Source organism: Pseudomonas sp. W2Jun17, from assembly GCF_023127795.1.
Classification (GTDB): domain Bacteria; phylum Pseudomonadota; class Gammaproteobacteria; order Pseudomonadales; family Pseudomonadaceae; genus Aquipseudomonas; species Aquipseudomonas synxantha_A.
The window spans coordinates 173,342-198,187 of sequence record NZ_SPKO01000025.1 but is presented as its reverse complement, the minus strand read 5'-3'; the positions used below and the strand labels follow the sequence as shown (position 1 = coordinate 198,187).

The following is a 24,846-nucleotide window of genomic DNA, read 5'->3' as shown; positions in this document are numbered from 1 at the left end:
GGCCAGCGTGGGTCTGCCGCCCATTTTACCGGGCCGTGCGCCCGTAGCCAGATCGCTGCATGGAGAGTTATGAAGCCGCGTTTCAAGGTTTTGCAGTTACAGCCGGACTACAACGTCAAGACCCATGACTTCGCCGACCTGGGTGAGCAAATCGTCAAATCCCTGCCGCCTGAACGTTTCGAGGTGACCTCCGGGTTTCTAAGCGGTCGTCCGCTGCCCGGCCAGCCCCTGAGCGTGGCTGAGCATTCCCACTATTTCGAGCTGCCGGAGAAGTCTCTCAAGGGCATTCGTTTTGGCGCCATGTGGCAGATCTACAAGTATTGCCGCGAGCAGAAGTTCGATGTGGTCATTTGTAACCGCTTCAAATCGGTGAACATGATGCTGTCGCTCAATCGCTGGTTGAAAATCCCTCTGTGCATCGGTATCTCCCACGGTTTTGGCGAATATGCCCGTGGTTACCGTCGGCGTCAGACCCAGCGCTGGGTCAGCCCGGCCTGGCGTTTTGTCGGCGTGTCGGAAGCGGTGAAGGACTACCTGGTGGACCTCAACTGTGGGTTCACCCGTGAAAACACCAGCTACGTCACCAACGCCATCGACATTCCCCAGGCAGAAGCCTTGCAACTGTCCCGTGAGGACGCACGCAAGGCCCTGGGCCTGCCAATGGAAGCACGGATGATCGGCGCTCTGGGCCGCCTGGTGCCGATCAAGGGCCATACTCATCTGCTGCAGGCCTTCGCCACGCTCAAGGATAAATACCCTGAGGCGCAGGTGGGCATCATTGGTTCCGGGCGCGCCGAAGCCGATTTGCGTGCCGATATCGAACGCCTGGGCCTGAACGGTCGTGCGCACTTACTGGGCTTTCGCGAAGACGGCATGAAGTACGTGCGCGGCTTCGACATCTGGACCATGCCGTCGCTATTCGAGGGCCTGGGCCTGGCGCTGCTGGAAGGCATGAGCGGTCATCTGCCGGTGATTGCCTCCAACGGACCGGCAATGCTGCCCCTGGTGCAGGGCGCGGGTGGGTTGTCCCATGACCCGGGCAACGTCGAGCAGTTGGCTGCAGCCCTGGATACTTATCTGGCACTGAGCGATGAACAGCTGCGCGAAAAGGGTGAAGAGGTGTTCCGCTATCTGGAGGCCAACCACACCCTTGACGAGTTCAAGCACAAGTACCTGACCCTGATTGAAACCGGTTTGCGTGAAGTAGGTAGAGCATGAATCAGCAACAGCCCCTGGTCTCGGTGATCATCGCCTCCTATAACCATGGCCAGTACATCGAACAGAGCATCCTCAGTGTGCTGGGGCAGACCTACCCCAATATCGAACTGCTGGTGGTGGATGACGGTTCCAAGGATGACAGCGTCGAACGCATCCAGCGCTTGCAGGCCGAGCACGGCTTTGATTTCCAGGTGCAGCAGAACCAAGGCCTCAGCGCCACCTTGAACGGTGCGATCGCTCGTGCCAAGGGTAGCCTGATCGCGCCGTTCGGTTCGGATGACATCATGTTGCCAGACCGTCTCGCCACTCAGGTTGCGTACATGGAGGGCAAGCCGAAGGTGGGCATGTGCGCCGGCAATATCGAGCTGATCGACGGTGACGGCAACCTGCACCCGGAGAAGAAGCAACGTCGCGACGTGCCGTTTCGCAGCCTCGACTTCGACGACATATTCCTGGACCGCAAGCCCTTTCCGCCGGCGCCGACCATGCTGATTCGTCGCGACGTACTGGAGGAGGTCGGCGGGTTCGACCCGCAGATTCCCCTGGAGGACTTGTTGATCCAGCTGAAGATCACGGCGGCGGGCTATACCATCGACGCTTTGGGTGTGGTGATGGCCAAATATCGCCAGCACGCTACCAACACGTACAAGAACCACCGTTACATGATCCAGAACATTCTCAAGACTTACGCATTGTTCAGCGATCACCCGGCCTATGATCAGGTGCGCTACAACTTCCTGAACTCAATGTTCCTCAAGACCGCCGACCGCGACCGCCCGTTGGCGCGCGAGATTCTCAAGCAGATCCCGTTGAAGTTCTGGGGGCGCAAGACCTTGCGTGGGTTGGTGAGGTTGTATCTGGCGCCGCTCAGGAACTGAAACGGCGCCATCCCTCCTGCTACAGGCCCTGTACCTGCTCGCGGATTTTCGCAGTGGCGGCCGGGCTTGCCACCGAGGCATACCCTTTGACCAGTTGTTCGAAATGCGTTTCGAACAGCCAGTTGCGGTCTTGTGGGTAGCGCTGCATGTGACGCAGGTTACGTTGGCGCAGCGCATAACGCAGTGAAGAGGGGTAGATGCGCAGGTCAGCGATGTCGATCAGGCCGAACTCGCCATCGTCCATCAACAACACATTGCCCAGGTGCAACGAGCGAAAGTACACCCCACGCTCGTGCAACTGCGCCATGAACCGGCCAAAACGCTCCACCAGTGATTCGCGCAGGCTGCTGTCCAGGCTTTGCAACGCTTGGCGCAAAGTCAGGCCGGGCAGGGGGGTGTAGGTGACGGCACTGCTGGCATCGGGCAAACGATACAGCCCGAGGATTTGCGGAGCGGGGATCCCCAGGGTACGCAGTTGCTCGCTGTTGCTGGCAAAGCGCTCGGAATAGGGGTTGAAACTGCCGGAGGTGTACCAGCGGCGGGGGCGGAACACCTTGAGGAAATTACCGTCTTGCAGGCGCAGTACTTTGGGGCCCAGGCCATCGGCTTCAATGACATGGGCGTTGCTGCACAGCTGCTCGAAAGCCGGGGCCTTGATGTTCTGTACCGGCATGCGCAGCAGGCTGCGGTGGCGCTGGGCGAGGCTCAGACCTGTGATAATTGCCAACGGAATCCAGAGTACGAACCAATGTTCCTTGGGCCGCGACAGAATGCCGCCGCCTTCGGTCAGGCCAGCGCCGATGCCATAGGCCAGCAGCGACGATGCCAGGATGAACAACGGCTGCGCGCGCTCCTTCAGGCCCTTATACAGGCCCCACCCGAGCATGAAGATCCACGGAATAAAGCCGATGATACCGACGTAGTAGAGCACCCCGAGCGCAAAGCTGTGGGGTTCGCGCAGTTGGTCGCCATCTGCCAGGGTCAGGAACAGTTCGGAGTCGTAACTGTGACCGATCCACGGGTGTTCGGCGATAAGCCGCAACGACATGCTCCACAGTTCAAGGCGGAATGAGCTGCCTCGTTCAGTGATCGATTCGGGGTAGAGCACCAGGAGCGCGACGGCACCCAGGACCATACCGCCGAGAAGCAATGCCGAGCGGCGGTTGCGGCTGACAAAGCTCATCCACAGGATCGCCAGCGTCAACGCCACCAGCGGCGTGCGTGAGCCGGTCGCCAGCACCGCCGCCGTCATGATCGCCAGGGCCGGTACGCTGAACCACAATACCTTCAAGCGCTGGGTGGTCATGCAGGCGTACAGCCAATACACAGTGAAAAAACCAAAAAGGTGCGAACTGAGCAACGGGTTGTCGAGGGCGCCAAGGCCGCCGATCATGCGCATGCCGGGCTGGAATGATTTGACGAACACCACCAGGTTGCACAGGCTTACCACCAGCGCAATGACGGCGGCACCAAAGAAGATCGGCTTGAACAGTTCATTACGGTAATGCAGCAGGAGCCCGCAGCCGCCAAACAGCATGAAGGTATTGAGCGGCCGCTTGAAAAGGTCGGTATCGGAACTGGGCTCAGGGCTCCAGAGCAGGCTGGCCAAGGCCCAGGCGGAAAAGGCTAGAAAGGCGATAGCCAGGGGCTCTCGTAGCAGATCCCTGAGCTCCCGGGGGCGCATGCACAGTAAAAACAAGGTCGGTACGCTGAACAGGATGTAGACGATCCGGTGCAGGACATTACGATTGCCGACGAAGAAAAGTGCACTCAGGAGCAGCAGCAAGCCAACAGGTAAAATCCAAAGGACCAGGAAGTCGAAAACGCGGTTTGAGCCATAGATAAGGCGCTTGGAGTGCATACAGTAGAGCCATTCCACAAATAGAAAGCCAACCATCTTAAGCTAGTGGCTATGTAATGTCGCCGGTCAGATCCAACCGGGCCGCGGGTATACCGGGTGCAAGTACAACAGAGAAGCTGTGCTAAAGTCAGCCTCCTTTTTCAAAACGCCGCGTGATATGACCGACTCCAGTCCGAGCGCAAGCCCTTCGAGCTTGAAAATATACTTCCGCCTGCTCAGTTACGTTAAGCCCTACATGGGCTTGTTCGCGTTGAGTATCCTTGGATTTCTGATTTTCGCGTCGACCCAACCGATGCTGGGTTACATCCTCAAGTACTTTGTAGACGGCCTTTCCAATCCGGAAGCCGTGTTGTTCCCCACCGTACCCTTCCTGCGCGATCTGCAACTGCTGCAGGCGGTGCCGCTGCTGATCATCCTGATCGCGGCCTGGCAGGGCCTGGGTTCGTTCCTGGGCAACTATCTGTTGGCCAAGGTCTCCCTGGGGCTGGTCCATGACCTGCGGGTGCAGTTGTTCAACAACTTGTTGACGCTGCCCAACCGTTACTTCGATAACCACAACTCCGGGCACCTGATTTCCCGCATCACCTTCAACGTGACCATGGTCACGGGTGCGGCAACCGATGCCATCAAGGTGGTAATTCGCGAAGGCATGACGGTGATCTTCCTGTTCGCCTCCCTGCTGTACATGAACTGGCGCCTGACGCTGGTCATGATCGCGATCCTGCCGTTGATTGCGGTAATGGTCAGCACCGCCAGCAAGAAATTCCGCAAGCAGAGCAAGAAGATCCAGGTGGCCATGGGCGACGTGACCCACGTGGCCTCGGAAACCATCCAGGGCTACCGCGTAGTGCGCAGCTTTGGTGGCGAAGTCTACGAAGAGAAGCGCTTTTTCAAGGCCAGCCAGAGCAACACCAACAAGCAACTGCGCATGACTCGCACCGGGGCGATCTACACCCCGGCGCTGCAGTTGGTGATCTACTCCGCCATGGCCGTGCTGATGTTCCTGGTCCTGTATCTGCGTGGCGATGCCTCGGCGGGTGACATGGTGGCCTACATCACCCTGGCTGGCTTGTTGCCCAAGCCGATCCGTCAGCTCTCGGAGGTCAGTTCGACCATCCAGAAAGGTGTTGCGGGCGCCGAGAGCATCTTTGAACAGCTGGACGAAGACGTTGAGGTCGACCACGGCACCATCGAGCGCGACAAGGTCAATGGCCGCCTGGAAGTGCGCAATCTGAACTTCACCTACCCAGGCACCGAACGCCATGTGCTCAAGGACATCAGCTTCACCGCCGAGCCTGGGCAGATGATCGCTCTGGTGGGCCGTTCAGGCAGCGGCAAGTCGACCCTGGCCAGCCTGATCCCGCGTTTCTACCACCATGAAAGCGGTGAGATCCTGCTCGATGGCGTAGAGATCGAAGACTACAAGCTGCTCAACCTGCGCAAGCATATTGCTCAGGTCACCCAGCACGTGACCCTGTTCAGCGACACCGTAACCAACAACATCGCCTACGGCGACCTGGCCGGTGCGCCCCGCGCCGACGTTGAAGCGGCGGCGGCGGATGCCAATGCCAAGGACTTCATCGACCAGTTGCCCAAAGGCTTCGATACCCAGGTCGGTGAGAACGGCGTGCTGTTGTCCGGCGGCCAGCGTCAGCGCCTGGCGATTGCGCGCGCCTTGCTCAAGAACGCGCCGCTGCTGATTCTCGACGAGGCCACTTCGGCCCTTGATACCGAGTCCGAGCGGCATATCCAGGCGGCACTGGACAAAGTCATGCAAGGCCGTACGACCTTGGTGATCGCGCACCGATTGTCGACTATCGAGAAAGCCGACCTGATTCTGGTTATGGATGACGGGCGGATTGTCGAGCGCGGCACCCACGGCGAGTTGCTGGCGCAGAACGGCTATTACGCTCGCCTGCATGCCATGGGGCTGGATGCGCCAGTAGCGGCTGACATCACCTGATCCAGCAGCGACACAGAGCTAATGTAGGGGGCTTGCCTCCGATAGCGGTGGATCAGCCGGCATTTGTGCAAGCTGATACACCGCCATCGGGCGCAAGCCCCCTTCCACATTTGGCCTGCAGTGCGCGCAAGCGACCGCAAACCCTGTGCTAATATCGCGCCCCTGTTCATTTTGTATGTGGGTTGCTCCATGAAGTTGTCCATGCCGCGATTCAATCAAGCCGCTGTCTTGGTGGTCGGCGATGTCATGCTCGACCGTTACTGGCATGGTGGTACCTCACGGATTTCCCCTGAGGCTCCGGTACCGGTCGTCAAGGTCGAGCAAATCGAAGACCGCCCGGGTGGCGCTGCCAACGTCGCTCTCAATATTGCCGCCCTCGGTGCCCCGGCTTCCCTGGTGGGTGTGACCGGCGACGACGAAGCTGCCGAAAGCCTGGCCAACAGCCTGCAGGGGGCCGGCGTGCGTGCACTGTTCCAGCGCATCGCCCATCAGCCGACGATCGTCAAGCTGCGGGTCATGAGCCGTCACCAGCAATTGCTGCGTATCGATTTTGAAGAGCCCTTCGCCACCGACGCCCTGGCCCTCGGCGACCAGGTCGAGGCGCTGCTCGAAGGTATCAAGGTGCTGGTATTGTCCGACTACGGCAAAGGCGCCTTGCAGAATCACCAGGTGCTGATCCAGGCCGCCAAGGCTCGCAACATTCCGGTACTCGCCGATCCCAAGGGCAAGGATTTCTCGGTGTATCGAGGCGCCAGCCTGCTGACGCCTAACCTCAGTGAGTTCGAAACCATCGTCGGCGGTTGTGCCGATGAGCACGAACTGGTGAGCAAGGGCGCGGCGCTGATGGCCGAGCTTGATCTGGGCGCCTTGCTGGTGACCCGTGGCGAGCACGGTATGACCCTGCTGCGACCTGACCATCCGGCCATGCACCTGCCGGCGCGGGCCCGTGAAGTGTTCGACGTTACCGGTGCCGGTGACACCGTGATTTCCACCCTGGCGGCGTCTATCGCGGCCGGTGAGGAACTGCCCCACGCCGTGGCCCTGGCCAACCTGGCGGCGGGCATTGTGGTGGGCAAGCTGGGTACCGCGGCCATCAGCGCACCGGAGTTGCGCCGTGCGATTCAGCGCTCCGAAGGCTCGGAGCGCGGCGTGCTGGGCCTGGAGCAGTTGCTGCTGGCGATTGACGATGCACGTGCCCATAACGAAAGCATTGTGTTCACCAACGGTTGCTTTGACATCCTGCACGCCGGGCATGTGACCTACCTGGAGCAGGCGAGTGCCCAAGGCGATCGCTTGATCGTCGCGGTCAACGATGATGCTTCGGTCAGCCGCCTGAAGGGGCCGGGCCGTCCGATCAACAGTGTTGACCGGCGCATGGCGGTGCTGGCGGGCCTGGGCGCGGTGGACTGGGTGATCAGCTTCTCCGAGGATACTCCGCAAAATCTGCTGGCCCAGGTCAAGCCTGACGTGCTGGTAAAGGGTGGTGACTATACCGTCGACCAGGTCGTGGGGGCGGATATCGTCAGCGCCTACGGCGGTAAGGTCAAAGTGCTGGGCCTAGTTGAAAACAGCTCAACCACCGCTATCGTCGAGAAGATCCGTAATAATGATTGATACTAAAAAGTGGGTTCTGATCACTGGCGGCGCTGGCTTCATCGGCTCACATTTGGTTGATGCGCTGCTTGCTGGAGGCTATTGGGTCCGCGTGCTGGATAACCTGTCCACTGGCAAGCGAAGCAATTTGCCGCTCGATAACGAGCGAGTCGAACTGCTTGAAGGTGACGTCGCCAATGCCGAAGAGGTGGCGCGGGCCCTTGTTGGTGTGACGGCGGTGGTGCACTTGGCGGCTGTAGCTTCGGTACAAGCATCGGTGGATGATCCCGTCAGCACCCATCAGAGCAATTTCGTCGGCACCTTGAATGTCTGCGAAGGTATGCGCAAGGCCGGTGTGAAGCGTGTGGTATTTGCCTCCAGCGCAGCTGTGTATGGCAACAATGGTGAAGGTGCTTCGATTGACGAGCAGACAGCTAAAGCCCCATTGACGCCCTATGCTTCGGACAAGTTGGCTGGCGAGTACTATTTTGATTTTTACCGCCGCCAGCATGGGCTGGAGCCGGTGATTTTTCGTTTCTTCAATATTTTCGGACCCCGCCAGGATCCGTCATCGCCGTACTCCGGCGTGATCAGCATCTTTAGCGAGCGTGCCCAGCGTGGCTTGCCTATCACCGTGTACGGCGATGGTGAGCAGACCCGCGATTTCATGTATGTGGAAGATCTAGTCAATGTGCTGGTGCAGGCCGTTGAAGTGCCAGACGCTCCCTTGGGGGCCATTAACGTCGGCTGGAGCCGCACCACCACCCTCAGGCAGGTTCTGCAGGCGCTGGAAGAGGCCTTGGGCTCGTTGCCTGCTGTGACATATGAAGCGGCGCGCTCGGGCGATATTCGGCATTCAAGGGCGAATAACCAACGGTTGTTGGCCAGTTTCACGCCGCCCGAGCCTACCCCGTTGAAAGTGGGGCTGGAGCGCCTGTTGAACAGCTGACGGTTTTACCTGCATGAGCCGAGGTGGACAGAACCGTCCTCCTCGCGCCTCAATGAAAGGTTAGCGCATCAGCTCCTGATGTTTTTCTTAGGTACGATCTTGCGCAGCATCTGCCGCGCCTTGCCGGTCAGGCGCTTGAGTTTCGAGTCCTTTTCCGGCTCTGCCAGGCCTTGCTGGCGCAGCCAATCCTTCCAGCGAATCCGCTCATCGCGCACCAGCCAGCCCTCTTGCTGGGCAAAGCTTTCCGCCAGGTACAAACCGCGTGTGCTGGCCGGGTACAGCTGATCTTTCTTGACGGTATACAGTTCGGCCAACGGCTCGCCGTCTTTCAATGGCATCAGGTACAGATCCGGGCGCTGACGATCCAGGCGCGCCACCAGTTGGTCACCTTCCAGGCGTTCATCCACATGGAACAAACTGAGGGACTTGGCTTCCTTTGGCACTTCCAGGCGCAGGTCATAAATCAATTGCAGCGATGCCGTCGGCAGGTGCACATAGGCCCGTGGGCGCTCGATCAGTTGCGTGGTGGCGCAGCGTACCGGGCGTGCGGCGCCGGACAGGGGGCTCAGGCGAAACGGTAGGGCTTCGCGGTAATGCAGGGCGGCGGAGTAGGGCGCCGGTAGCCAGGTGTCATTGAAGCGCCCGCCGAGCCAGCCTTCAGGTGTCTCCAGCAGGCACTCTTCGGCAATTTCCTGGATCGCGGTGTGCAGCGGCAGGTTCAGTTCATGGGCCGGTACGTAGCCGGAGATCAGCTTGAGCACCACATCGCCGCGGTCCTGACGACGCTGGCGCACCAGCACCCAGTAATCCTTGTTTTGCCAGTGCAGTGTCAGGCGCACCGAGACGCCGAGGTTCGCCAGTTCCAGGGCGAAGCGTTCGGCATCCGGCACCTCCACCGGCTTGCGCCGTTGCAGGGTCTGGGCAAAGTTGAGCGGCATGCCGACGCTCTGGTAGCTCAGGCCTTCGGGGGTGGCCTCTACGTGCAGCGGCAGTGTCTTGAAGTTACTGGGGTTCTTTCTTATGAGCGTACGCGGCATGTCGGCTCCTTTGTGCGACGGGGTCGGCCGCGTGGGCGGCATCAGAGTTGACGGATGACTCGGGCAGCGGTTGCCACGTTATGGGCCAGGTGCAGCGGATTAATGGTCCCGACAATAGCACTGGCGACGCCCGTTTGCGCAAACAACAGCTGGAAACTGGCATGAATTGGATCCATTCCTGGCTCCAGGCACACGTGACCGCTGGCCAGGGCTTTTTTTACCAGGATGCCCTTGCCATGGGTGGTCGCGTAATCGATCACGGCTTTCTCGGCCTGTTCATTGAGGTTGTAGGTGACCATCGCGCAATCGCCCTGTTCCAGGGCCTTTATGCCGCCTTCGACGGTTTTGCCGGAGAAGCCGAAACCGCCGATCTTGCCGTCCTTCTTCAGTTGGGCCAGGGTCTGGTAAACCTCGCAGTCGTTGAGGATGTGCAAGTCGTTACCGTCGGAGTGCACCAGCACCAAATCGATAAAATCCGTTTCAAGGCGTTTCAGGCTGCGTTCGATCGACATTCGCGTATGGGCCGCGCTGAAGTCGTGACGGGACACGCCATCGGCAAACTCTTCGCCGACCTTGCTGACAATCACCCACTCGTTGCGCTGGCCACGCAGCAACGGGCCCAGGCGTTCCTCACTCATGCCGTAGGCGGGGGCGGTGTCGATCAGGTTGATGCCCAGCTCGCGAGCCTGGCGCAGCAGCATTCGCGCCTCGTCGTCGCCGGGAATCTGAAAGCCGCTGGGGTATTTGACCCCCTGGTCGCGGCCCAGCTTGACGGTGCCCAGTCCCAATGGCGACACCAGCAGGCCGGTGCTGCCCAACGGGCGATGCAGGTCGTGCAGGGTTGGCAGGCTCATGGCAACAGTTGCTCCCAGGCGGGTTGGCCGATAGCCGGTTTTGGCAGTTCGGGCAGTGGGGTGCTGGCGCCGGGGCGAATGCCGTCTCGCTCCAGAGCGTGGAGGACGCGGTCGGCGAAGTCCGGTGCCAGGGCCAGTTTGGTCGGCCAACCGACCAGCAGGCGGCCGTCTTCGGCCAGAAAGGCGTTGTCGGGCCGGCTCAGCCCCGATTGCAGCGGCTCGGCGCGCTCCACCCGCAGGGTCGCCCACCGGGTCTGGCTCATGTCGATCCAGGGCAGCAGGTGCGCCAGCTCTTTCTGGGCGGTGGCAATTTGTTCGTCAGGCGTACGCGCCACGCCATCGGCCTCGGCGATATCCCCGCCCAGGTACCACACCCAGTTGCCATCGGCGGCCGGGTGGGTGGTTACGGTGATGCGTGGCTTGGTACCGCCGCCCAGGCAATGGGCATACAGCGGCTTCAGGCCCGGGCCTTTGGCGATGATCATATGCAACGGGCGCTTTTGCATGGCCGGCTGGCTCAGGCCCAGGGCCGCGAGCAGGTCAGCGGTGCCGGCGCCGGCGCTCAGCACGATGCGCTGGGCACGGATCTCGCGGCCATCGACCTTCAAGCCCACCAGCGTATTACCGTCCAGCAACGGCTCGATTTGCTGGCCTGCGAGCAAGCCGTCACCCGCCAGTTGCGCCAGGCGTTCGATCAGGCTCGGTACGTCCACCACCAACTCCGCCAGACGATAGACCTTGCCCTTGAAGCGGCGGTCTTGCAGGGCAGCAGGCAGCTCTTCGCCCTTGACCTGATCAACGCGGCCGCGCACGGCCTTGCTGGCAAAAAAGCTGGTGAGGTTGCCGGCGAGGGTGCCCGGGGACCACAAATAATGCGCTTGGGACAACACGCGCACACCAGACAGATCCAGCTCACCGTCACCCGCAAGGGCTTCACGCCAGCGCCGCGGCATGTCGGCAATGGCTTCGGAGGCGCCGGTGAGGGCGCCATGCAGGGCGTATTTCGCACCGCCGTGAATGATCCCCTGGGACTTCACGCTTTGCCCGCCGCCCAGGCTGGCGCTTTCTACCAGTACCGTGGAAAACCCCTGGCGGCGCAGGCGCGCATTGAGCCAGAGCCCGGCAACCCCGGCGCCGACAATCAGAACGTCGGTGGAAATAACGGATGGCATCGGCGACCTCAGTGTTCAAGACAAGAGGCGCAGTATACAGGCTGTTGAGTGACGGTCAGTGCCCGGCGGTTTTCGAGAACAGCTGAATCACCACCACGCCCAGCACGATCAAGCCCATGCCCAGCATCGCCGGCACATCCAGCTTCTGCCCGTAGATGAACAGCGCCGCGACACTGACCATCACAATCCCCAGCCCTGCCCAGACCGCGTAAGCCACGCCCACGGGTACGGTGCGCACCACCAGGGTGAGCATCCAGAACGCTACGCCATAACCCGCGATCATCAGCAGCAGCGGGATCGGTGTGCTCAAGCCTTTGACCGCTTTCATGGAGACGGTGGCGATCACTTCCGAGCAAATGGCAATGGCCAGGTAGCAGTAGGCGGCGTTCATGGGGCAATCCTCAAGGTGAAGCTGGTTTGATAAGGTCGGCATTCTAGAGGTTCAACAGATGCGGTAAAGTCATTACCTATCCGAATTAAAGATAGGTTCAGCCATGAGCGTGCAGTGGGATCTGGAACAGATGCGCCTGTTTGTCAGCGTTGCCGAGCAGCGTTCGTTCTCTGCCGTAGCGCGCGGGCAACGCAAGGCGCAATCGGCGGTCAGCAATGGCATCGCCCTGCTGGAGGCGGACCTGGGCGTCAGCCTGTTCGAGCGTAGTAGCGGCCGCCAGCCACGCCTGACCGAAGCCGGCAGCGTGTTGCTGGAAGAAGCACGTGAAGTGCTGCGCCAATGCGAGCGGCTTAACGGCCGGGCGCTGTCCCTCACCCGCGGCGAGGAAGCCTGCCTGCGGCTGGCCCAGGATGAGGCGATGTTGTTTCAGCCGGTGCTCGACAGCCTGGAGGCGCTGGCGGTGCAATACCCGCTCCTGGAAGTGCAGCTGTCCAGCGCCGCCCAGGGCGATGTGGCGCGCAAGCTGGTGGAGCGCCAGGCGGACCTTGGGTTGTTGTTCTATCACGACCAAATCCCGGAGGCCCTTGAGCGGCGGGTAGTGGGCAGTGTGGAAATGGTCACGGTATGCGGGGTGAATCATGCGCTGGCCAAGGAAACTTACGTGACTTGCCAGCATTTGGCCCAGCATCGGCAGTTGCTGATGTCGACCCAGACCAGCGTCTATCCCGGCAGCGAAGCGGCCAGCCCTCTGGTGTGGCGCGCCGACAGCTTCTACGTATTGGCCGAATGGCTGATGAGCGGCCTGGGCTGGGCCTGGCTGCCTCGGCACATCGTGCAATACCCGACCTACCAACAACAGATGGTCGAGTTAGCCAGCGAATGGACACCGCCGGCGCTGGTCGTGGAACTGGTATGGAGGCGCGATGAGCATCTGGGGCCCGCCGCTCGCTTCCTGGCCAAACGATTTGCCGAGTGCTTGCAGGCGATCGACTGAAAAAGCCGATAAACTCCGCCGCCATGAATAGAACTCTCTACAGCTGTCTGTTTTACCTGGCGCTGCCGTTGGTGGCCTTACGTTTATGGCTGCGCGCGCGCAAGGCACCGGCCTATGCCAAGCGTGTGGGCGAACGGTTTTCCTATGGCTTGCCGGTGATGCGCCCCGGCGGCATCTGGGTGCACGCCGTTTCGGTGGGCGAAAGCATTGCCGCCGCGCCGATGATTCGCGCTTTGCTGGCGCGGTATCCGCAACTGCCGATCACTGTCACCTGCATGACGCCTACCGGTTCCGAGCGTATCCAGGCGTTGTTCGCCAATGAGCCGCGCATCCAGCATTGCTACTTGCCCTACGACTTGCCTTGCGCCGCCAAGCGTTTTCTCGACCGTGTGCAGCCCAAGCTGGCGGTGATCATGGAAACCGAGCTATGGCCCAACCATATCCATGCCTGCGCTCAACGCGGTATCCCGGTCGCGCTGGCCAATGCACGGTTGTCGGCGCGTTCGGCAAAGGGCTACGCCCGGTTTGCCAAGCTGACGGCGCCGATGCTGGCGCAAATGAGCCTGTTCGCCGTGCAGACGCAAACCGAGGCGGAGCGCTTTCGCAGTCTGGGCGCACGGCCTGAAACGGTGGAGGTGACTGGCTCGATCAAATTCGACCTGACCATCGACCCCCAATTGACGGCCCGCGCCGCTGACCTGCGTGAACAGTGGGGCGCCAGCGACCGGCCAGTGTGGATCGCGGCCAGTACCCACGAAGGCGAAGATGAAGTGGTGCTTGCGGCGCATCGCCAATTGCTCGCCAGCTACCCCAATGCGTTGCTGATTTTAGTACCGCGTCACCAGGAACGCTTTGGCCCGGTGTTTGAGCGTTGCGTGCAGCAGGGCTATGCCACTGTACGTCGCTCCTGTGGCGAGCCGGTCAGCGCGCAAACCTCGATTTTGCTTGGCGACACCATGGGCGAATTACTATTCCTCTACGCCTTGGCCGACAGTGCCTTTGTCGGCGGTAGCCTGGTGCCGACGGGGGGGCACAATCCGCTGGAGCCGGCGGCTTTGGGTAAGCCGGTGATCATGGGGCCCCATGTATTCAACTTCCTCGACATCACCGCGATGATGCGCGACGCCGGGGCGTTGCGCGAGGTGGATGACGCAGAAGGTTTGGCCGAAGCGGTGAGGCAGCTGTTCGAGCTGCCGCAGGATGCGCGCAGGATGGCAGAGGCGGGGCTCAAGGTGATGCGGGCTAATCAGGGCGCGTTGAAGCGCTTGCTGGACAAATTGGTTGACCTGATAGCTATGTAGGCCTTTAGCGGTGCACTTCCACACTCATGTATTCGTTGTAACACAGCATGAAAATTGGGAAGCCCAATTTTACCTTTTGCTAAACGCTATGCGTTAAAGGTATAAGGAACTCAAAGGGGGGCCAGAGCATGTGCTCTGAGAACCTGAAAGAAATTAACTCATAGAATCAAAAAATTAATGATAATCCCGAAACGCGCCTTAGTTAGATGGGCTGGAAGTAAGAAAAGGTTAATTCCGGTTATCAAAAAAAGTGTTCCTGTAAGCTTCGAAAGATATATAGAGCCTTTTTGCGGCTCTATTAGTCTGTTTCTTGAGCTTCCACCGTCGCAAGCAGTTTTGTCTGATATAAATGACGAACTAATTAATTTTTATAAAGTTGTAAAAGTTAGTCCGAGTTACATTTCTAATGAAATGGCTAAGCTTGAGTCAACCGAAGAAAATTATTATAGGCTTCGTAGTCTAAATCCATCGAGCCTGACTAAAAAAGAAAGGGCTGTCAGGTTTTTCTTTCTAAATAGACATTGTTTTAATGGTGTTTATCGTACTAATAAGTTGGGGCATTTTAATGTTCCGTATGGTTCTAAGTTGACCAGCGTACCATCCGCTAATGAGATAATGGATTTCAGTCGATTTGTGCGAAAAGTTAAATTCGAGACAAGTGATTTTGAAGCTATTATAGATCGGGCACGGCTAAATGATTTTATCTATCTAGATCCACCTTACGCCGGACGTAATGTTAAGGATCGAGGTGAGTATGGGCAAGTTAAATTTGCTGAAAGTGATATTGAGCGTCTTCATGCTGCCCTAGTGCAAGCATCTGCAAGAGGGGCAAAAATTTTACTCTCTTATGCAGATATACCCTTAATTCGACAAGTGTTCTCGAGCTGGTATATAGAAACAGTTTCTGTGGGGCGAAGTGTGTCGGGATTTTCTAAGGGGCGAATGAAGGTTGATGAGGTTCTAATAAAGAATTTCGTAAATGACGAATAAATTAAGAGTCGCGGTAATAACAGATCTTCATTATGTGAAGGATGGTCAGCTAAGTCCTAAGCCCGAAGTTTGTTCGAGTGGAAATAAGATTGACCCGATGGATAGGTTGTCCGGGTTCTTAAGAGAGCAAGGGATTGATAGTGTCGATCTTGTCCTCTGCCCTGGCGATATAACAACTAGAGCCTGTATTGAGAGTTTTAGTTCTGGTTGGGGAGATCTCAATAATCTCAGTAGAAATTTGGGTGCTAAGCATTTAATCGCTTCAACAGGTAATCACGAAATAGTATCTCGCTCTGCTGATATAAATAAAACCCCGGGTAATGTAGAGTTGCACGTTGACCCTCAAGAACATCTGCTAAAAACGGAAGGTTATCCCGCAGTATTTGCATTGCCTCATCAGCGGTGGGTCTATTGGGGGAGAGGGTATGAGGTAATAGTTGGAGATAGCTGGTTGGTTCTTATTGTGAACTCGTGCCACTTTCATTCTACACAACTTGCTAATGAGTTTGAACGAGGGCGTGTTGGGCAGTCTGCTCTCGAAGAACTTCGTCTTACACTTGGTGATCTTGCTAAAGATAAGGTTTTTCGATTTGTCCTCATCCATCACCCACCTAACAATCATGAAGAGCAGGGTGTTGATTTGGGCAGGGAACCGATGTTTAACGGTGTCCACTTCTTAAATATGTTGGAAGAAACAGGATTGGACTGGTTAGTGGTTCATGGGCATAAACATTATCAAAGGCTTATTCGGCAGGGGGATAGTGACCATTCTCCGATGATATTTGGCGCGGGAAGTTTTGGTGCTGGTTTAAAAGGTGACATGGCTACTAAGACAAAGAATCAATTTTATATAGTGGATTTTGAAACGCATGAGGACGCTATTGGTGATGAAAGATTGAAAGCTCGCTTCAATTCTTTTTGTTGGGAGTTAACCGAGTGGAAACCAGTAGTTAATGTTAGTCAAGGGCTTCCAAATTTATGTGGATTTGATTTAAGTCGAAGATTAGATGTGCCCAAACTAGCAGTCATGATAAGAGAGACGATTTCCAGTGAGCCCTGGTTCACTTGGGCGGAGTTAAAAGCAAAGATAAGTGACTTGAACTATCTAACGCCTGGCGATATCAAGTCTTTGAGAGTGGCGCTTCTAAAACTCGGTATTAAAGGACTAACAGAGCCGGATCATTGGTTCCCTGAGCAGCTATCGATATCATGACTACCCTAATGAGCTCATCAAATGAAACTTTCAACGCTCGGCACCTCACATCTATTCAAGTGGCGCAGGCCTTCATTCCTCCTCCCCAATTCGACCAATTATTAGATAATAATCATTGCCTGCTTGTAGGTGCCAGAGGGAGCGGGAAAACTACCCTTCTGAAGATGTTGCAAGTTCAGGCATTAAAGACATGGAGAGAGCTAAACTCAGAAAATCGGCGTAGAGTCGACTTTATAGGTGTATTTGTTCCGGCTGATATTCGTTGGGCTAAGCAGTTGGCGATTAAATTAGGTGGGATTACCTCAAGTTCCGAACGTTCGCTGATATGTGAGGCGGCATTTTCTGGTTCTGTTTGCATTTCATTTTTAGATGCGTTGGAACAAGCTATAGCACTTGGTGAGATTAAGTTTCCAGGAGCAGACGGCTTTTTTATCTCTCGGGTTGAGGAGGCTGAGATTGTAAGGGCTTTAGCGCGCATATGGGGCGTTCAGACGGATATACCATCATTTCGTGCTTTGAAGCAGGAGTTACGCCTCTGTCAATCTTTTCTACCTCGTATTGCGCTGAGCTTAACTAGTGGAGTAAGTATAGAACGTTTGATGGGTGAAAACTTATTTTTGGGGATTAGTTGGCTCGATGCTCTTGGTGGTGCGGTAGAAATAGTAAATGATATTTTTGGTTGTCCTGCTCAGAAATGGGCACTGTTGGTCGATGAGTTGGAAATTGTTCCCGAGGAGTTGCTCCGATTAATTACTGCACCTTTAAGGTCGACATTTGGTAATTTGCTTTTTAAATATTCTATAAGCCCTACAGGAACCAAGACGGAGTTGCTTTCCAAACTTGATACCTCTGATCCTACTCCGGGCAATGATTTCAAGGTGGTTCGTTTATGGCATACGGATAGGGATCAGATAAGAGTTTTTTCGAGTAGACTATTGAGAGCCTCATTAGTAGCAAGAGGGCTAGTAGATGACTCCCAGTCTATTGAGGAGGCTTTAGATTGGTCTAAGAATGCAGAGCAAGATGAAGTTGCAGAGGGAAAGTTATCGCTGGAGCAAAAGCGGCAGCAATTTTCAGAGCTTAGCGTCAAGGATGAATCGTTTAAAGAGTTTCTAGATAAAAAAGGTATAAATATATCGGAGCTTTCTACCTCTGATGACTCAAAGAATGGGCCTTTAGTTAGGAAAATATCGCCGCTGGTTTATTTTAGAAATTATGTTTTGAAAAGCTGGAGTCCAAATTCTGTAGTTCGTCGTTCAAAAATTTCTACTCAGCCATATTCAGGGTTTCCTAATTTATTAGATCTTACCGAGGGGAATCCAAGATGGATTTTGAATTTGGCTGATACTTTAGCTGCTGAAGTTTCACAGTCTAAAGCTAAAACAACTAGCGTACGGCAGCAGGGCGTTCAAAACTCATCGATTGAATCTTTTGCAAAGCGATTTATGTCGATGTTGAAGGTGTACCCCGTAGGCACGGCGGCTTCTAAAAATATTACAATATTTAAGTTTATAGAGCAGCTTGCATCGCATCTGGATAATAAAATTTATGTTAATTCCTTTACTGCGGATCCATCGTTGTCTTTTGTAGTTGATAAGCAGGCTACTGAAATGTACGGCGAAATAATAGAAACATGTATTCATCTCGGAGCATTAGTTATTATTGATCCGTCGTCGTCGGATGATTCGAGTCTGCTGTTAGGTGGAAAGGCTCTTGAAGATCGAAAAGTTCGAATTTGCTACCGTCTTGCTCCGTTGTTTTTCTTGCCTCTGAGATCCAATAAACAAGTTAGACTTAGTTCTGCGTTGCATTTCAAAAGCGAGCCAGTAGTACCTATCGTAAAAATTGAAAAAATCGCTACGAAGCCCAAAGCCAAGAGCGATCAAAAGCCTATTTTGAATGAGCAGATCAGTCTTTTTTGAGGTGAGTATGGAATTGATTTCTCTGAGTAATTGGGATTCGTCGGTAGCGGACGATGTCAGCTATGATGTCTTTGTAACTAATCAAAGTATCGATGATCGAGCTCGTTTTTTTGCCAGCTCTTTTGAAGGTCGATTTATTCAAAAGATAATTATTAAAAATAAAATTTCCGGTAGTTCGTTTTCAAAACAACTGGAGGACCTTGGATTTGTAGATGTTGAGTTGTCTGCCTTTGAGCAAGTTTTGAGATGCGTCGATCTTGATGGAAAATGTGTCAATGTCTTGCTTGATATCTCTTGCATGCCACGTGACGTTATGTCGCATCTATTGTCGTCGATTTTGTCTTTTTTTTCCGGTTGTATTGTGAAGATTCGGATTAAATATACGATTGCCAGTTATTCGCTTCCGCCGAATGATATAGGCGCGAACGCAGGTATAGAGGCGGTGCATAGTGATTTCTCTGGTTGGTCGCATGCTGATTCAAAACCTACTAGTTTGGTGTTGGGATTGGGATATGAGCCTTTTAAAGCAGAGGGAGCATCTGAGTTTTTTGAACCTTATGATCAATGGGTGTTTGTTCCAGAGTCCCCTGTGACTGATTATCTTCCAAAAGTGATTGAGAATAATCAGCAACTCATCAATCGCTCAGAGGCTGAAAATAGGACCATTTACTATAAAGTTGACGATCCAGAGATGACATTCGGTCAGCTAGAGCAAGTTGTGAGTTTGCTTTCAAAAACCACGAATCCTGTTCTAATGCCATTTGGCCCAAAGATATTATTTTTTCTATGCTTGATCCAAAGTCTTTGCCACCCCGAGGTTGGTGTATGGTATGTCACCGGTAATCACCCTGAAGAAATAGTTAATAACTTTGCCTCCGAGCATTCCTGCGGGTTTGAGTGCGTTTTCGCAGTGGGTAAAGTAGACTAATAATTCTCCTACTTTGAAGATTACTTATTTTTCTTACTGTATAAGCGACGGCTATTATTCGGCCCTATTTAATGTCCGCAATCGGAGCTGTGATCGCGACGTCTGGTAGTTTTGAAAGGTGGATAATATAGAAGAGGGCGTGGCCGAGTCGGCGTGACGGTTATTCGAATTGTCCCTGAAGGGCGCAGGTCAGGGCTCAAGATGATGCCGGCCAACCAAGGCGCGATTAAGCGCTTGCTGGATGGTTTGGCATGATGGACACGTAAATCAAATGAGGGAGCAGATAAGCTCCCCTCCCACATTGGTTATGCGGTGAGCTTAATAGCCCGGGCGGGCCTTGAGCTGTTCGGCAGCGGCCTTGGCCAGGTCCGGCGGCAGGAAGTCCTTGTCCGGGTTGTAGTCGGCCTTGAGGTAGCGCGCCAGGTCTTGCAGGTCCCCTGGGTTCAGGGTGCCCGCGGCCTGTTTCAAGCGCAGGTTGTCGAGGATGTAGTCGTAGCGGCTGTTGTTGTAGTTACGCACTGACGCATACAACTGGCGCTGTGAGTCCAGCACATCGACGATGTTGCGCGTGCCCACCTGATAACCGATTTCCGTGGCTTCTACCGCGCTCTGGTTGGAAATGATCGACTGGCGGCGTGCCTGCACCTGCTCCACGTCGGTGTTCACTGCACGGTGCAGGTTGCGGGTGTTTTCCACCACCTGGCGGCGCAGGCCCTCGCGCTGTTGCTCGGACTGGTCGAGGCGTGAATAGGATTCGCGCACTTGCGAACTGGTGAGGCCGCCGCTGTAGATCGGGATGTTCAAACGCAGGCCGATGGTGCGTTGCGACACATCGCCACCGTACGGGATAGGCAACTGATTCGGGTTGCTGAACCCCAGGGCGTCGTTGTCGCCTTTTTCGTATTGCGCGACCGCATCGAGTGTCGGCAGGTGGCCGGCCTTGCGCTGCCTGAGGGTTTCTTCGGCGGCGGTCACGGCGTAATTGCTGGCCAGCAGGTTGAGGTTCTGACGCCCGGCGGTTTCGACCCAGGCCTTGGCGTCGTTCGGCGCCGGCGGCAGCACCGGCAGCGTATGGACGATGCCCTGGATCGAGTTGTATTGGCGGTTGGTCAGGGTAATCAGCGCTTCGAAAGCGTCGTCTACCTGGCGCTGGGCCACGATGCGGTTGGCCCGGGCGGTGTCGTAGCTGGCCTGGGATTGCAGCACGTCGGTCTTGTCCGACAGGCCCACATCGAAGCGCTCATTGGACTGGTCGAGCTGACGCTTGAAGGCATTTTCTTCGGCCTTGGTCGACGCCAGGTTGTCCTGGGCACGGAGCACGGCGAAGTAGCTCTCGGCACTTTGCAAAATCAGGTTCTGCTCACTGGCCGACAGTTGCAGCGAGGCTTGCTCGTTGACGGCTTCGGCAGCTTGCAGCTGGAACCAGCGATCGGCGCGGAACAGCGGCTGGCTCAGGGTAGCGCGCCAGGAGTGGGCGTCACGGTTGGCCGTGGCGGCGGGCTGGTCGATCTGGGTGCGCACATTGTTACTGTCGGCGCCGGCCGACAGGTTCGGCAGCAAGCCTGCGCGCGCCTGGGGCACCACCTCTTTTTGCGCGCCATATTGAGCGCGGGCAGCGGCCAGGTCGGCGTTGTTGCTCGCCGCTTCCTGATAAACGCTGACCAGATCGGTGTTGGTGGACAAGGGCGCTTCAGCTGCCCAGACCAGTCCGTTGGTCGCACAAGACACGGCAAGAGCCAGTGAAAGTTTGCGCAGCATGAGGCGATCCCTAATTTAAATATTACGGCAATAATTTAGCGCTCAAGGCTAAGGCTGGCCATTCCTGGCGTCAAGCCTTGAAGCAGTGCCCGAGTGTAGTTGCCGGACCTGCGCACAACAATCCCACGATCACGCCATTCATCACGCTGAATGCACCGCTATTGGCAATTTGCCCACGCCATGGTCTAGACTGGCCGCGTTCTTGTCGGGGTGCCTTGTTGGAAGGCTGAGATCGGTAAATACCGGATCCCGTTGAACCTGATCAGGTTAGCGCCTGCGTAGGGAACAAGATTTCTCGTCACCCGGCGAGTCCTCTTGTGCTTCGTCCGGGATGTTGTTCGACAATCGAACAGCCCTCGTGCGCCAAGCACAGCACTGATTCCAGTGCGTCCGTCCGTCACAGGTTCGCTCCGACAAAAATCCACCGCCTGGATCAGTTGGAGAGCCCGTGATGAGCACTGAGATAAAAAGTACAAAACCAAAAAATACTGTGCACCTGAGTGAATCGGCCAAGGTCGACTCCGGTTCCGTGCAGCCGTTTACCCGCTCGCAGAAAATCTACGTGCAGGGCTCGCGCCCCGACATCCGCGTACCGATGCGGGAAATCAGCCTGGATGTGACCCCCACCGAGTTTGGCGGCGAAATCAACGCCCCTGTGGTGGTTTACGACACCTCCGGCCCCTATACCGACCCCAACGTCATCATCGATGTGCGCAAAGGCCTGGCTGATGTGCGCTCGCCGTGGATCGAAGAGCGTGGCGATACCGAGCGGTTGTCCTGCCTGAGTTCCAAATACGGCCAGGAACGCCTGGATAACCCGGACCTGGCCTACCTGCGCTTTGCCCACCTGCAAAACCCGCGTCGGGCGAAGGCCGGTGCCAACGTCAGCCAGATGCACTACGCACGAAAAGGCATCATTACGCCCGAGATGGAATACGTGGCCATCCGCGAAAACATGAAGCTCGAAGAAGCCCGTGCAGCCGGCCTGCTCAAGCAACAACATGCCGGGCACAGCTTTGGTGCCAGCATTCCGAAAATCATCACGCCTGAATTCGTGCGCGAAGAAATCGCCCGCGGCCGCGCAATTATCCCGGCCAACATCAACCACACCGAGCTGGAACCGATGATCATCGGCCGTAACTTCCTGGTGAAGATCAACGGCAATATCGGCAACAGCGCCTTGGGTTCGTCCATTGAAGAAGAAGTGGCGAAAATGACCTGGGGGATCCGCTGGGGTTCGGACAACATCATGGACTTGTCCACCGGCAAACATATTCACGAAACCCGCGAATGGATCATCCGTAACTCGCCCGTACCAATTGGCACCGTGCCGATCTACCAGGCCCTGGAAAAAGTCGACGGCGTGGCCGAGGATCTGACCTGGGAGTTGTTCCGCGACACCCTGATCGAGCAAGCCGAGCAGGGTGTGGACTATTTCACCATCCACGCCGGCGTGTTGCTGCGTTACGTACCGCTGACTGCCAACCGCGTGACCGGCATTGTCAGCCGTGGCGGCGCGATCATGGCCAAGTGGTGCCTGGCCCACCACAAGGAAAACTTCGCCTACACGCATTTCGAAGAAATCTGCGAAATCATGAAGGCCTATGACGTCAGCTTCTCCCTGGGGGACGGCCTGCGCCCGGGTTCGGTGGCCGATGCCAACGACGCTGCGCAATTCGGCGAGCTGGAAACCCTGGGCGAGTTGACCAAGATCGCCTGGAAGCACGACGTGCAAACCATGATCGAAGGCCCCGGCCATGTGCCGATGCAGTTGATCAAGGAGAACATGGACAAGCAACTGGAGTGCTGCGACGAGGCGCCGTTCTACACCCTCGGCCCGCTGACCACCGACATCGCGCCGGGCTACGATCACATCACTTCAGGTATCGGCGCGGCGATGATCGGCTGGTTCGGATGCGCCATGCTCTGCTACGTCACGCCCAAGGAACACCTGGGTTTGCCGAACAAGGATGATGTGAAGACCGGGATCATCACCTACAAGATCGCCGCACACGCCGCAGACCTTGCCAAGGGCCATCCGGGTGCGCAGATTCGCGATAACGCCTTGAGCAAGGCACGCTTCGAATTCCGTTGGGAAGACCAGTTCAATCTCGGCCTGGACCCAGACACCGCACGGGCGTTTCACGACGAAACGCTGCCGAAGGAGTCGGCCAAGGTGGCGCATTTCTGCTCCATGTGCGGGCCGAAATTCTGTTCGATGAAGGTGACTCACGAAGTGCGTGAGTATGCGGCCAACCAGCGTATTGAAGCGGTGGATGTGGACGTGGCCAAGGGGTTGGCCGAGCAGGCGGAGCGGTTCAAGCGCGAAGGCAGTCAGCTCTACAAGAAGGTCTGATCCCGAGTCGGCGGTGCCTGCACGGCCGTCATCGCGGGCAAGCCCGGCTCCCACAGTTGATCGAGTTGTAGACAATTTTTGTGTCCACAGCCGGTCCCCTGTGGGAGCGGGCTTGCCCGCGATAGCGATCTCCCAAACAACAAGTGCCCCTTAGAGATCACACCCTTGGGCGGTCAGTGGCCCGCTGACGTTTGTACGGCAAATCCTGCGCAAATGGGGGATTTGGCTGCTGGCACTGGCGGGCGCCGGGCTCGGCATTCCGCTGCTGTTGATTCTGCTCGATGAGCCGGAAAACGCCTTTGCCGATATTCACTCGGCGGCGGTGTCCAGTGGGATGCTATTGCGTATGAAAGTCGAGCACCTGGCGTTGGCCATTGGCCTGGTCTGTACCTTGATTGCCTGTTTTGCACCCTTGGCGCAATACCAGAACTTCCTGCTGCTGATCGGCTCAGTGTTTGCGCCGCTGTTCGGCGTGGTCGGTGCGACCCTGCCGGCATTGCTGCTGGCAGGGCTGTTGCAGTTGATTCTGGGCCGGGTTAGTGGCGTGCAGGCATCAGTTCAGGCTTGATCACACCCGTGAGGCGCGTATAGGGGATGGTAATTTCGATCAGCCCCTGTGCGTAAGGGGCGATGGTGGCAACGTTGTACTTGAGTACTACGCCACCACTGGTCAAGGCCACGTTCGGGGTTTTCTGGAACGGCCAGTTCTTCAGGAACTCCGGATCGCGGTCCATCTTGGTGTTGATCAACCAACTGTTATGCGCAACTTTCGCGGTGTTCCAGAATGCCTGCTCCTGGCCCGGCAGCAACATGTCAGCCAGGCTCAACTCCTTGTGCAGCAGGCGCGAATAGTTGATGAAACCACGGCCCGGCTCACCATGAGCGACGCCGGTGTCGAGGTAGCTGGACACTTCAACGATCACCAGTGCGTCATGTTGCTCGCGTACCTTGGCTTGCAGATACATGCTGTGGCGGTCCGCGGATTCGCGCAGGAACTTGTCTCGATAGGCATTGAGCGTGGCAGGCACACTGGCGCCGGGCGTAGTGCGGGTCATCTGCAGCAGGCGCTGTTCCACCAGGCTGTCGAGTTGCGGGTCGGCGGGGAAGTGCACGGTATCGATGTTCACCAGTGGGCAGTCCGGGCTATCACAGCCAGGCTTGATCTGTTCCGACTTGTCGGTCGTGACGTCCAGCGGCTTGAGCTGGCCGGGTTGGAACAGGCTCTGGCAAGCACCCAGGGTCAAGGCAATACAGGCCATGGAGGCGATTTTGAAAAGCGACATGTGTGTCCTTCGTAAATCGATGGAAAGCGAAAAGAGTAGCGCTTGGACTGCCAACAAGGCAGTCAGTTCGCCACTAGACTGATGGGGGAGAGTTTGACGTCCGCCGCCGGTCCCGGCAACCGGAAAGGGGCTGCATCAACGGGCAACGGCGCGTTAGGATGGCGCCAATTGCACAAGCACACTCC

19 protein-coding genes, 1 pseudogene and 1 riboswitch are annotated in these 24,846 nt (G+C 56.6%); of the genes and pseudogenes, 13 read left to right on the top strand and 7 right to left on the bottom strand.

The annotated features are described in order from the left end of the window. Positions 1-69 precede the first annotated feature (69 nt). Together E4O98_RS14510 and E4O98_RS14505 are read left to right on the top strand one after the other, a co-directional pair. The gene (locus E4O98_RS14510; RefSeq protein WP_032878257.1) at positions 70-1,218 is read left to right on the top strand and encodes a glycosyltransferase family 4 protein; all 1,149 of its coding nucleotides are present in this window, start codon (positions 70-72) and stop codon (positions 1,216-1,218) included. Beyond that, positions 1,215-2,096, top strand: coding sequence for a glycosyltransferase (locus E4O98_RS14505; RefSeq protein WP_032878256.1), 882 nt, complete (start codon positions 1,215-1,217; stop codon positions 2,094-2,096). The genes E4O98_RS14510 and E4O98_RS14505 overlap by 4 nt, the downstream gene beginning before the upstream one ends. Before the next feature lie 19 nt (positions 2,097-2,115). Here the strand turns inward: E4O98_RS14505 and E4O98_RS14500 are convergent, their stop codons facing one another. After that, the gene (locus tag E4O98_RS14500) at positions 2,116-3,957 is read right to left on the bottom strand and encodes a bifunctional O-antigen ligase/aminoglycoside phosphotransferase family protein (RefSeq protein ID WP_078820132.1); all 1,842 of its coding nucleotides are present in this window, start codon (positions 3,955-3,957) and stop codon (positions 2,116-2,118) included. Positions 3,958-4,114: 157 nt separating this feature from the next. Between E4O98_RS14500 and msbA the strand changes: the two genes are divergently transcribed. The 3 genes from msbA (at position 4,115) to E4O98_RS14485 (ending at position 8,462) form a co-directional block, all read left to right on the top strand. Continuing rightward, positions 4,115-5,920, top strand: a complete 1,806-nt coding sequence (gene msbA / locus E4O98_RS14495; protein ID WP_032878254.1) for a lipid A export permease/ATP-binding protein MsbA — start codon at positions 4,115-4,117, stop codon at positions 5,918-5,920. A 189-nt stretch (positions 5,921-6,109) separates the two neighbouring features. After that, positions 6,110-7,534 (top strand): bifunctional D-glycero-beta-D-manno-heptose-7-phosphate kinase/D-glycero-beta-D-manno-heptose 1-phosphate adenylyltransferase HldE, encoded by a 1,425-nt coding sequence (gene hldE / locus E4O98_RS14490; protein ID WP_005784159.1) that lies wholly within the window; start codon positions 6,110-6,112, stop codon positions 7,532-7,534. Next, positions 7,527-8,462, top strand: coding sequence for an NAD-dependent epimerase/dehydratase family protein (locus tag E4O98_RS14485; protein ID WP_005784161.1), 936 nt, complete (start codon positions 7,527-7,529; stop codon positions 8,460-8,462). The genes hldE and E4O98_RS14485 overlap by 8 nt, the downstream gene beginning before the upstream one ends. A 68-nt stretch (positions 8,463-8,530) precedes the next feature. Here the strand turns inward: E4O98_RS14485 and E4O98_RS14480 are convergent, their stop codons facing one another. From E4O98_RS14480 to E4O98_RS14465, 4 genes are read right to left on the bottom strand one after another with little or no spacing between them, the layout of a single operon-like run. Further along, complete coding sequence (locus E4O98_RS14480) at positions 8,531-9,499, bottom strand: hypothetical protein (protein ID WP_005784162.1); 969 nt, start codon at positions 9,497-9,499, stop codon at positions 8,531-8,533. A gap of 41 nt (positions 9,500-9,540) precedes the next feature. Next, a complete protein-coding gene (locus tag E4O98_RS14475; protein WP_032878250.1) occupies positions 9,541-10,353 on the bottom strand; it encodes an aldo/keto reductase in 813 nt (270 codons plus the stop codon). Continuing rightward, entirely contained in the window at positions 10,350-11,525 is a 1,176-nt protein-coding gene (locus tag E4O98_RS14470) for an FAD-dependent oxidoreductase (protein ID WP_078820133.1), read from the bottom strand. Before E4O98_RS14470 ends, E4O98_RS14475 begins: the two co-directional genes overlap by 4 nt. Before the next feature lie 55 nt (positions 11,526-11,580). Beyond that, a complete protein-coding gene (locus E4O98_RS14465; RefSeq protein WP_005784167.1) occupies positions 11,581-11,916 on the bottom strand; it encodes a multidrug efflux SMR transporter in 336 nt (111 codons plus the stop codon). Between the two features lie 103 nt (positions 11,917-12,019). Here E4O98_RS14465 and E4O98_RS14460 point away from each other — a divergent pair, with 103 nt between their 5' ends. The 6 genes from E4O98_RS14460 (at position 12,020) to E4O98_RS14435 (ending at position 19,264) form a co-directional block, all read left to right on the top strand. Beyond that, complete coding sequence (locus E4O98_RS14460) at positions 12,020-12,910, top strand: LysR family transcriptional regulator (protein WP_032878246.1); 891 nt, start codon at positions 12,020-12,022, stop codon at positions 12,908-12,910. A 23-nt stretch (positions 12,911-12,933) separates the two neighbouring features. Next, positions 12,934-14,211, top strand: coding sequence for a lipid IV(A) 3-deoxy-D-manno-octulosonic acid transferase (gene waaA, locus E4O98_RS14455; protein ID WP_248135591.1), 1,278 nt, complete (start codon positions 12,934-12,936; stop codon positions 14,209-14,211). Positions 14,212-14,388: 177 nt separating this feature from the next. Then, a complete protein-coding gene (locus E4O98_RS14450; RefSeq protein WP_248135589.1) occupies positions 14,389-15,201 on the top strand; it encodes a Dam family site-specific DNA-(adenine-N6)-methyltransferase in 813 nt (270 codons plus the stop codon). Beyond that, the gene (locus E4O98_RS14445) at positions 15,191-16,414 is read left to right on the top strand and encodes a metallophosphoesterase (protein WP_248135587.1); all 1,224 of its coding nucleotides are present in this window, start codon (positions 15,191-15,193) and stop codon (positions 16,412-16,414) included. The genes E4O98_RS14450 and E4O98_RS14445 overlap by 11 nt, the downstream gene beginning before the upstream one ends. Next, a complete protein-coding gene (locus tag E4O98_RS14440; RefSeq protein ID WP_248135585.1) occupies positions 16,411-18,336 on the top strand; it encodes a hypothetical protein in 1,926 nt (641 codons plus the stop codon). Before E4O98_RS14445 ends, E4O98_RS14440 begins: the two co-directional genes overlap by 4 nt. 7 nt (positions 18,337-18,343) lie before the next feature. Further along, entirely contained in the window at positions 18,344-19,264 is a 921-nt protein-coding gene (locus tag E4O98_RS14435; protein ID WP_248135583.1) for a hypothetical protein, read from the top strand. Between the two features lie 318 nt (positions 19,265-19,582). On the opposite strand, the gene E4O98_RS14430 is transcribed toward E4O98_RS14435, so the two are convergent. Continuing rightward, positions 19,583-21,022, bottom strand: a complete 1,440-nt coding sequence (locus E4O98_RS14430; RefSeq protein ID WP_005784173.1) for a TolC family outer membrane protein — start codon at positions 21,020-21,022, stop codon at positions 19,583-19,585. A gap of 196 nt (positions 21,023-21,218) precedes the next feature. Beyond that, a riboswitch (TPP riboswitch) is annotated at positions 21,219-21,324 on the top strand. Positions 21,325-21,473: 149 nt separating this feature from the next. Between E4O98_RS14430 and thiC the strand changes: the two genes are divergently transcribed. Continuing rightward, positions 21,474-23,378, top strand: coding sequence for a phosphomethylpyrimidine synthase ThiC (gene thiC, locus E4O98_RS14425; RefSeq protein ID WP_032878242.1), 1,905 nt, complete (start codon positions 21,474-21,476; stop codon positions 23,376-23,378). A 226-nt stretch (positions 23,379-23,604) separates the two neighbouring features. Then, positions 23,605-23,946, top strand: a pseudogene (locus E4O98_RS14420) (putative hydroxymethylpyrimidine transporter CytX); the annotation flags it as partial. Here E4O98_RS14420 and E4O98_RS14415 read toward each other — a convergent pair. Continuing rightward, entirely contained in the window at positions 23,915-24,661 is a 747-nt protein-coding gene (locus E4O98_RS14415; RefSeq protein WP_032878238.1) for an RsiV family protein, read from the bottom strand. The pseudogene E4O98_RS14420 and the gene E4O98_RS14415 sit on opposite strands and share 32 nt — an antisense overlap. Between the last annotated feature and the right edge of the window lie 185 nt (positions 24,662-24,846).

What these genes read in the sequence shown, in the direction of transcription:
- E4O98_RS14510 (WP_032878257.1), top strand. Translation starts at nt 70, where the DNA reads ATGAAGCCGCGTTTCAAGGTTTTGCAGTTACAGCCGGACTACAACGTC.
- E4O98_RS14505 (WP_032878256.1), top strand. Translation starts at nt 1,215, where the DNA reads ATGAATCAGCAACAGCCCCTGGTCTCGGTGATCATCGCCTCCTATAAC.
- E4O98_RS14500 (WP_078820132.1), bottom strand. Translation starts at nt 3,957, where the DNA reads ATGCACTCCAAGCGCCTTATCTATGGCTCAAACCGCGTTTTCGACTTC.
- msbA (WP_032878254.1), top strand. Translation starts at nt 4,115, where the DNA reads ATGACCGACTCCAGTCCGAGCGCAAGCCCTTCGAGCTTGAAAATATAC.
- hldE (WP_005784159.1), top strand. Translation starts at nt 6,110, where the DNA reads ATGAAGTTGTCCATGCCGCGATTCAATCAAGCCGCTGTCTTGGTGGTC.
- E4O98_RS14485 (WP_005784161.1), top strand. Translation starts at nt 7,527, where the DNA reads ATGATTGATACTAAAAAGTGGGTTCTGATCACTGGCGGCGCTGGCTTC.
- E4O98_RS14480 (WP_005784162.1), bottom strand. Translation starts at nt 9,499, where the DNA reads ATGCCGCGTACGCTCATAAGAAAGAACCCCAGTAACTTCAAGACACTG.
- E4O98_RS14475 (WP_032878250.1), bottom strand. Translation starts at nt 10,353, where the DNA reads ATGAGCCTGCCAACCCTGCACGACCTGCATCGCCCGTTGGGCAGCACC.
- E4O98_RS14470 (WP_078820133.1), bottom strand. Translation starts at nt 11,525, where the DNA reads ATGCCATCCGTTATTTCCACCGACGTTCTGATTGTCGGCGCCGGGGTT.
- E4O98_RS14465 (WP_005784167.1), bottom strand. Translation starts at nt 11,916, where the DNA reads ATGAACGCCGCCTACTGCTACCTGGCCATTGCCATTTGCTCGGAAGTG.
- E4O98_RS14460 (WP_032878246.1), top strand. Translation starts at nt 12,020, where the DNA reads ATGAGCGTGCAGTGGGATCTGGAACAGATGCGCCTGTTTGTCAGCGTT.
- waaA (WP_248135591.1), top strand. Translation starts at nt 12,934, where the DNA reads ATGAATAGAACTCTCTACAGCTGTCTGTTTTACCTGGCGCTGCCGTTG.
- E4O98_RS14450 (WP_248135589.1), top strand. Translation starts at nt 14,389, where the DNA reads ATGATAATCCCGAAACGCGCCTTAGTTAGATGGGCTGGAAGTAAGAAA.
- E4O98_RS14445 (WP_248135587.1), top strand. Translation starts at nt 15,191, where the DNA reads ATGACGAATAAATTAAGAGTCGCGGTAATAACAGATCTTCATTATGTG.
- E4O98_RS14440 (WP_248135585.1), top strand. Translation starts at nt 16,411, where the DNA reads ATGACTACCCTAATGAGCTCATCAAATGAAACTTTCAACGCTCGGCAC.
- E4O98_RS14435 (WP_248135583.1), top strand. Translation starts at nt 18,344, where the DNA reads ATGGAATTGATTTCTCTGAGTAATTGGGATTCGTCGGTAGCGGACGAT.
- E4O98_RS14430 (WP_005784173.1), bottom strand. Translation starts at nt 21,022, where the DNA reads ATGCTGCGCAAACTTTCACTGGCTCTTGCCGTGTCTTGTGCGACCAAC.
- thiC (WP_032878242.1), top strand. Translation starts at nt 21,474, where the DNA reads ATGAGCACTGAGATAAAAAGTACAAAACCAAAAAATACTGTGCACCTG.
- E4O98_RS14415 (WP_032878238.1), bottom strand. Translation starts at nt 24,661, where the DNA reads ATGTCGCTTTTCAAAATCGCCTCCATGGCCTGTATTGCCTTGACCCTG.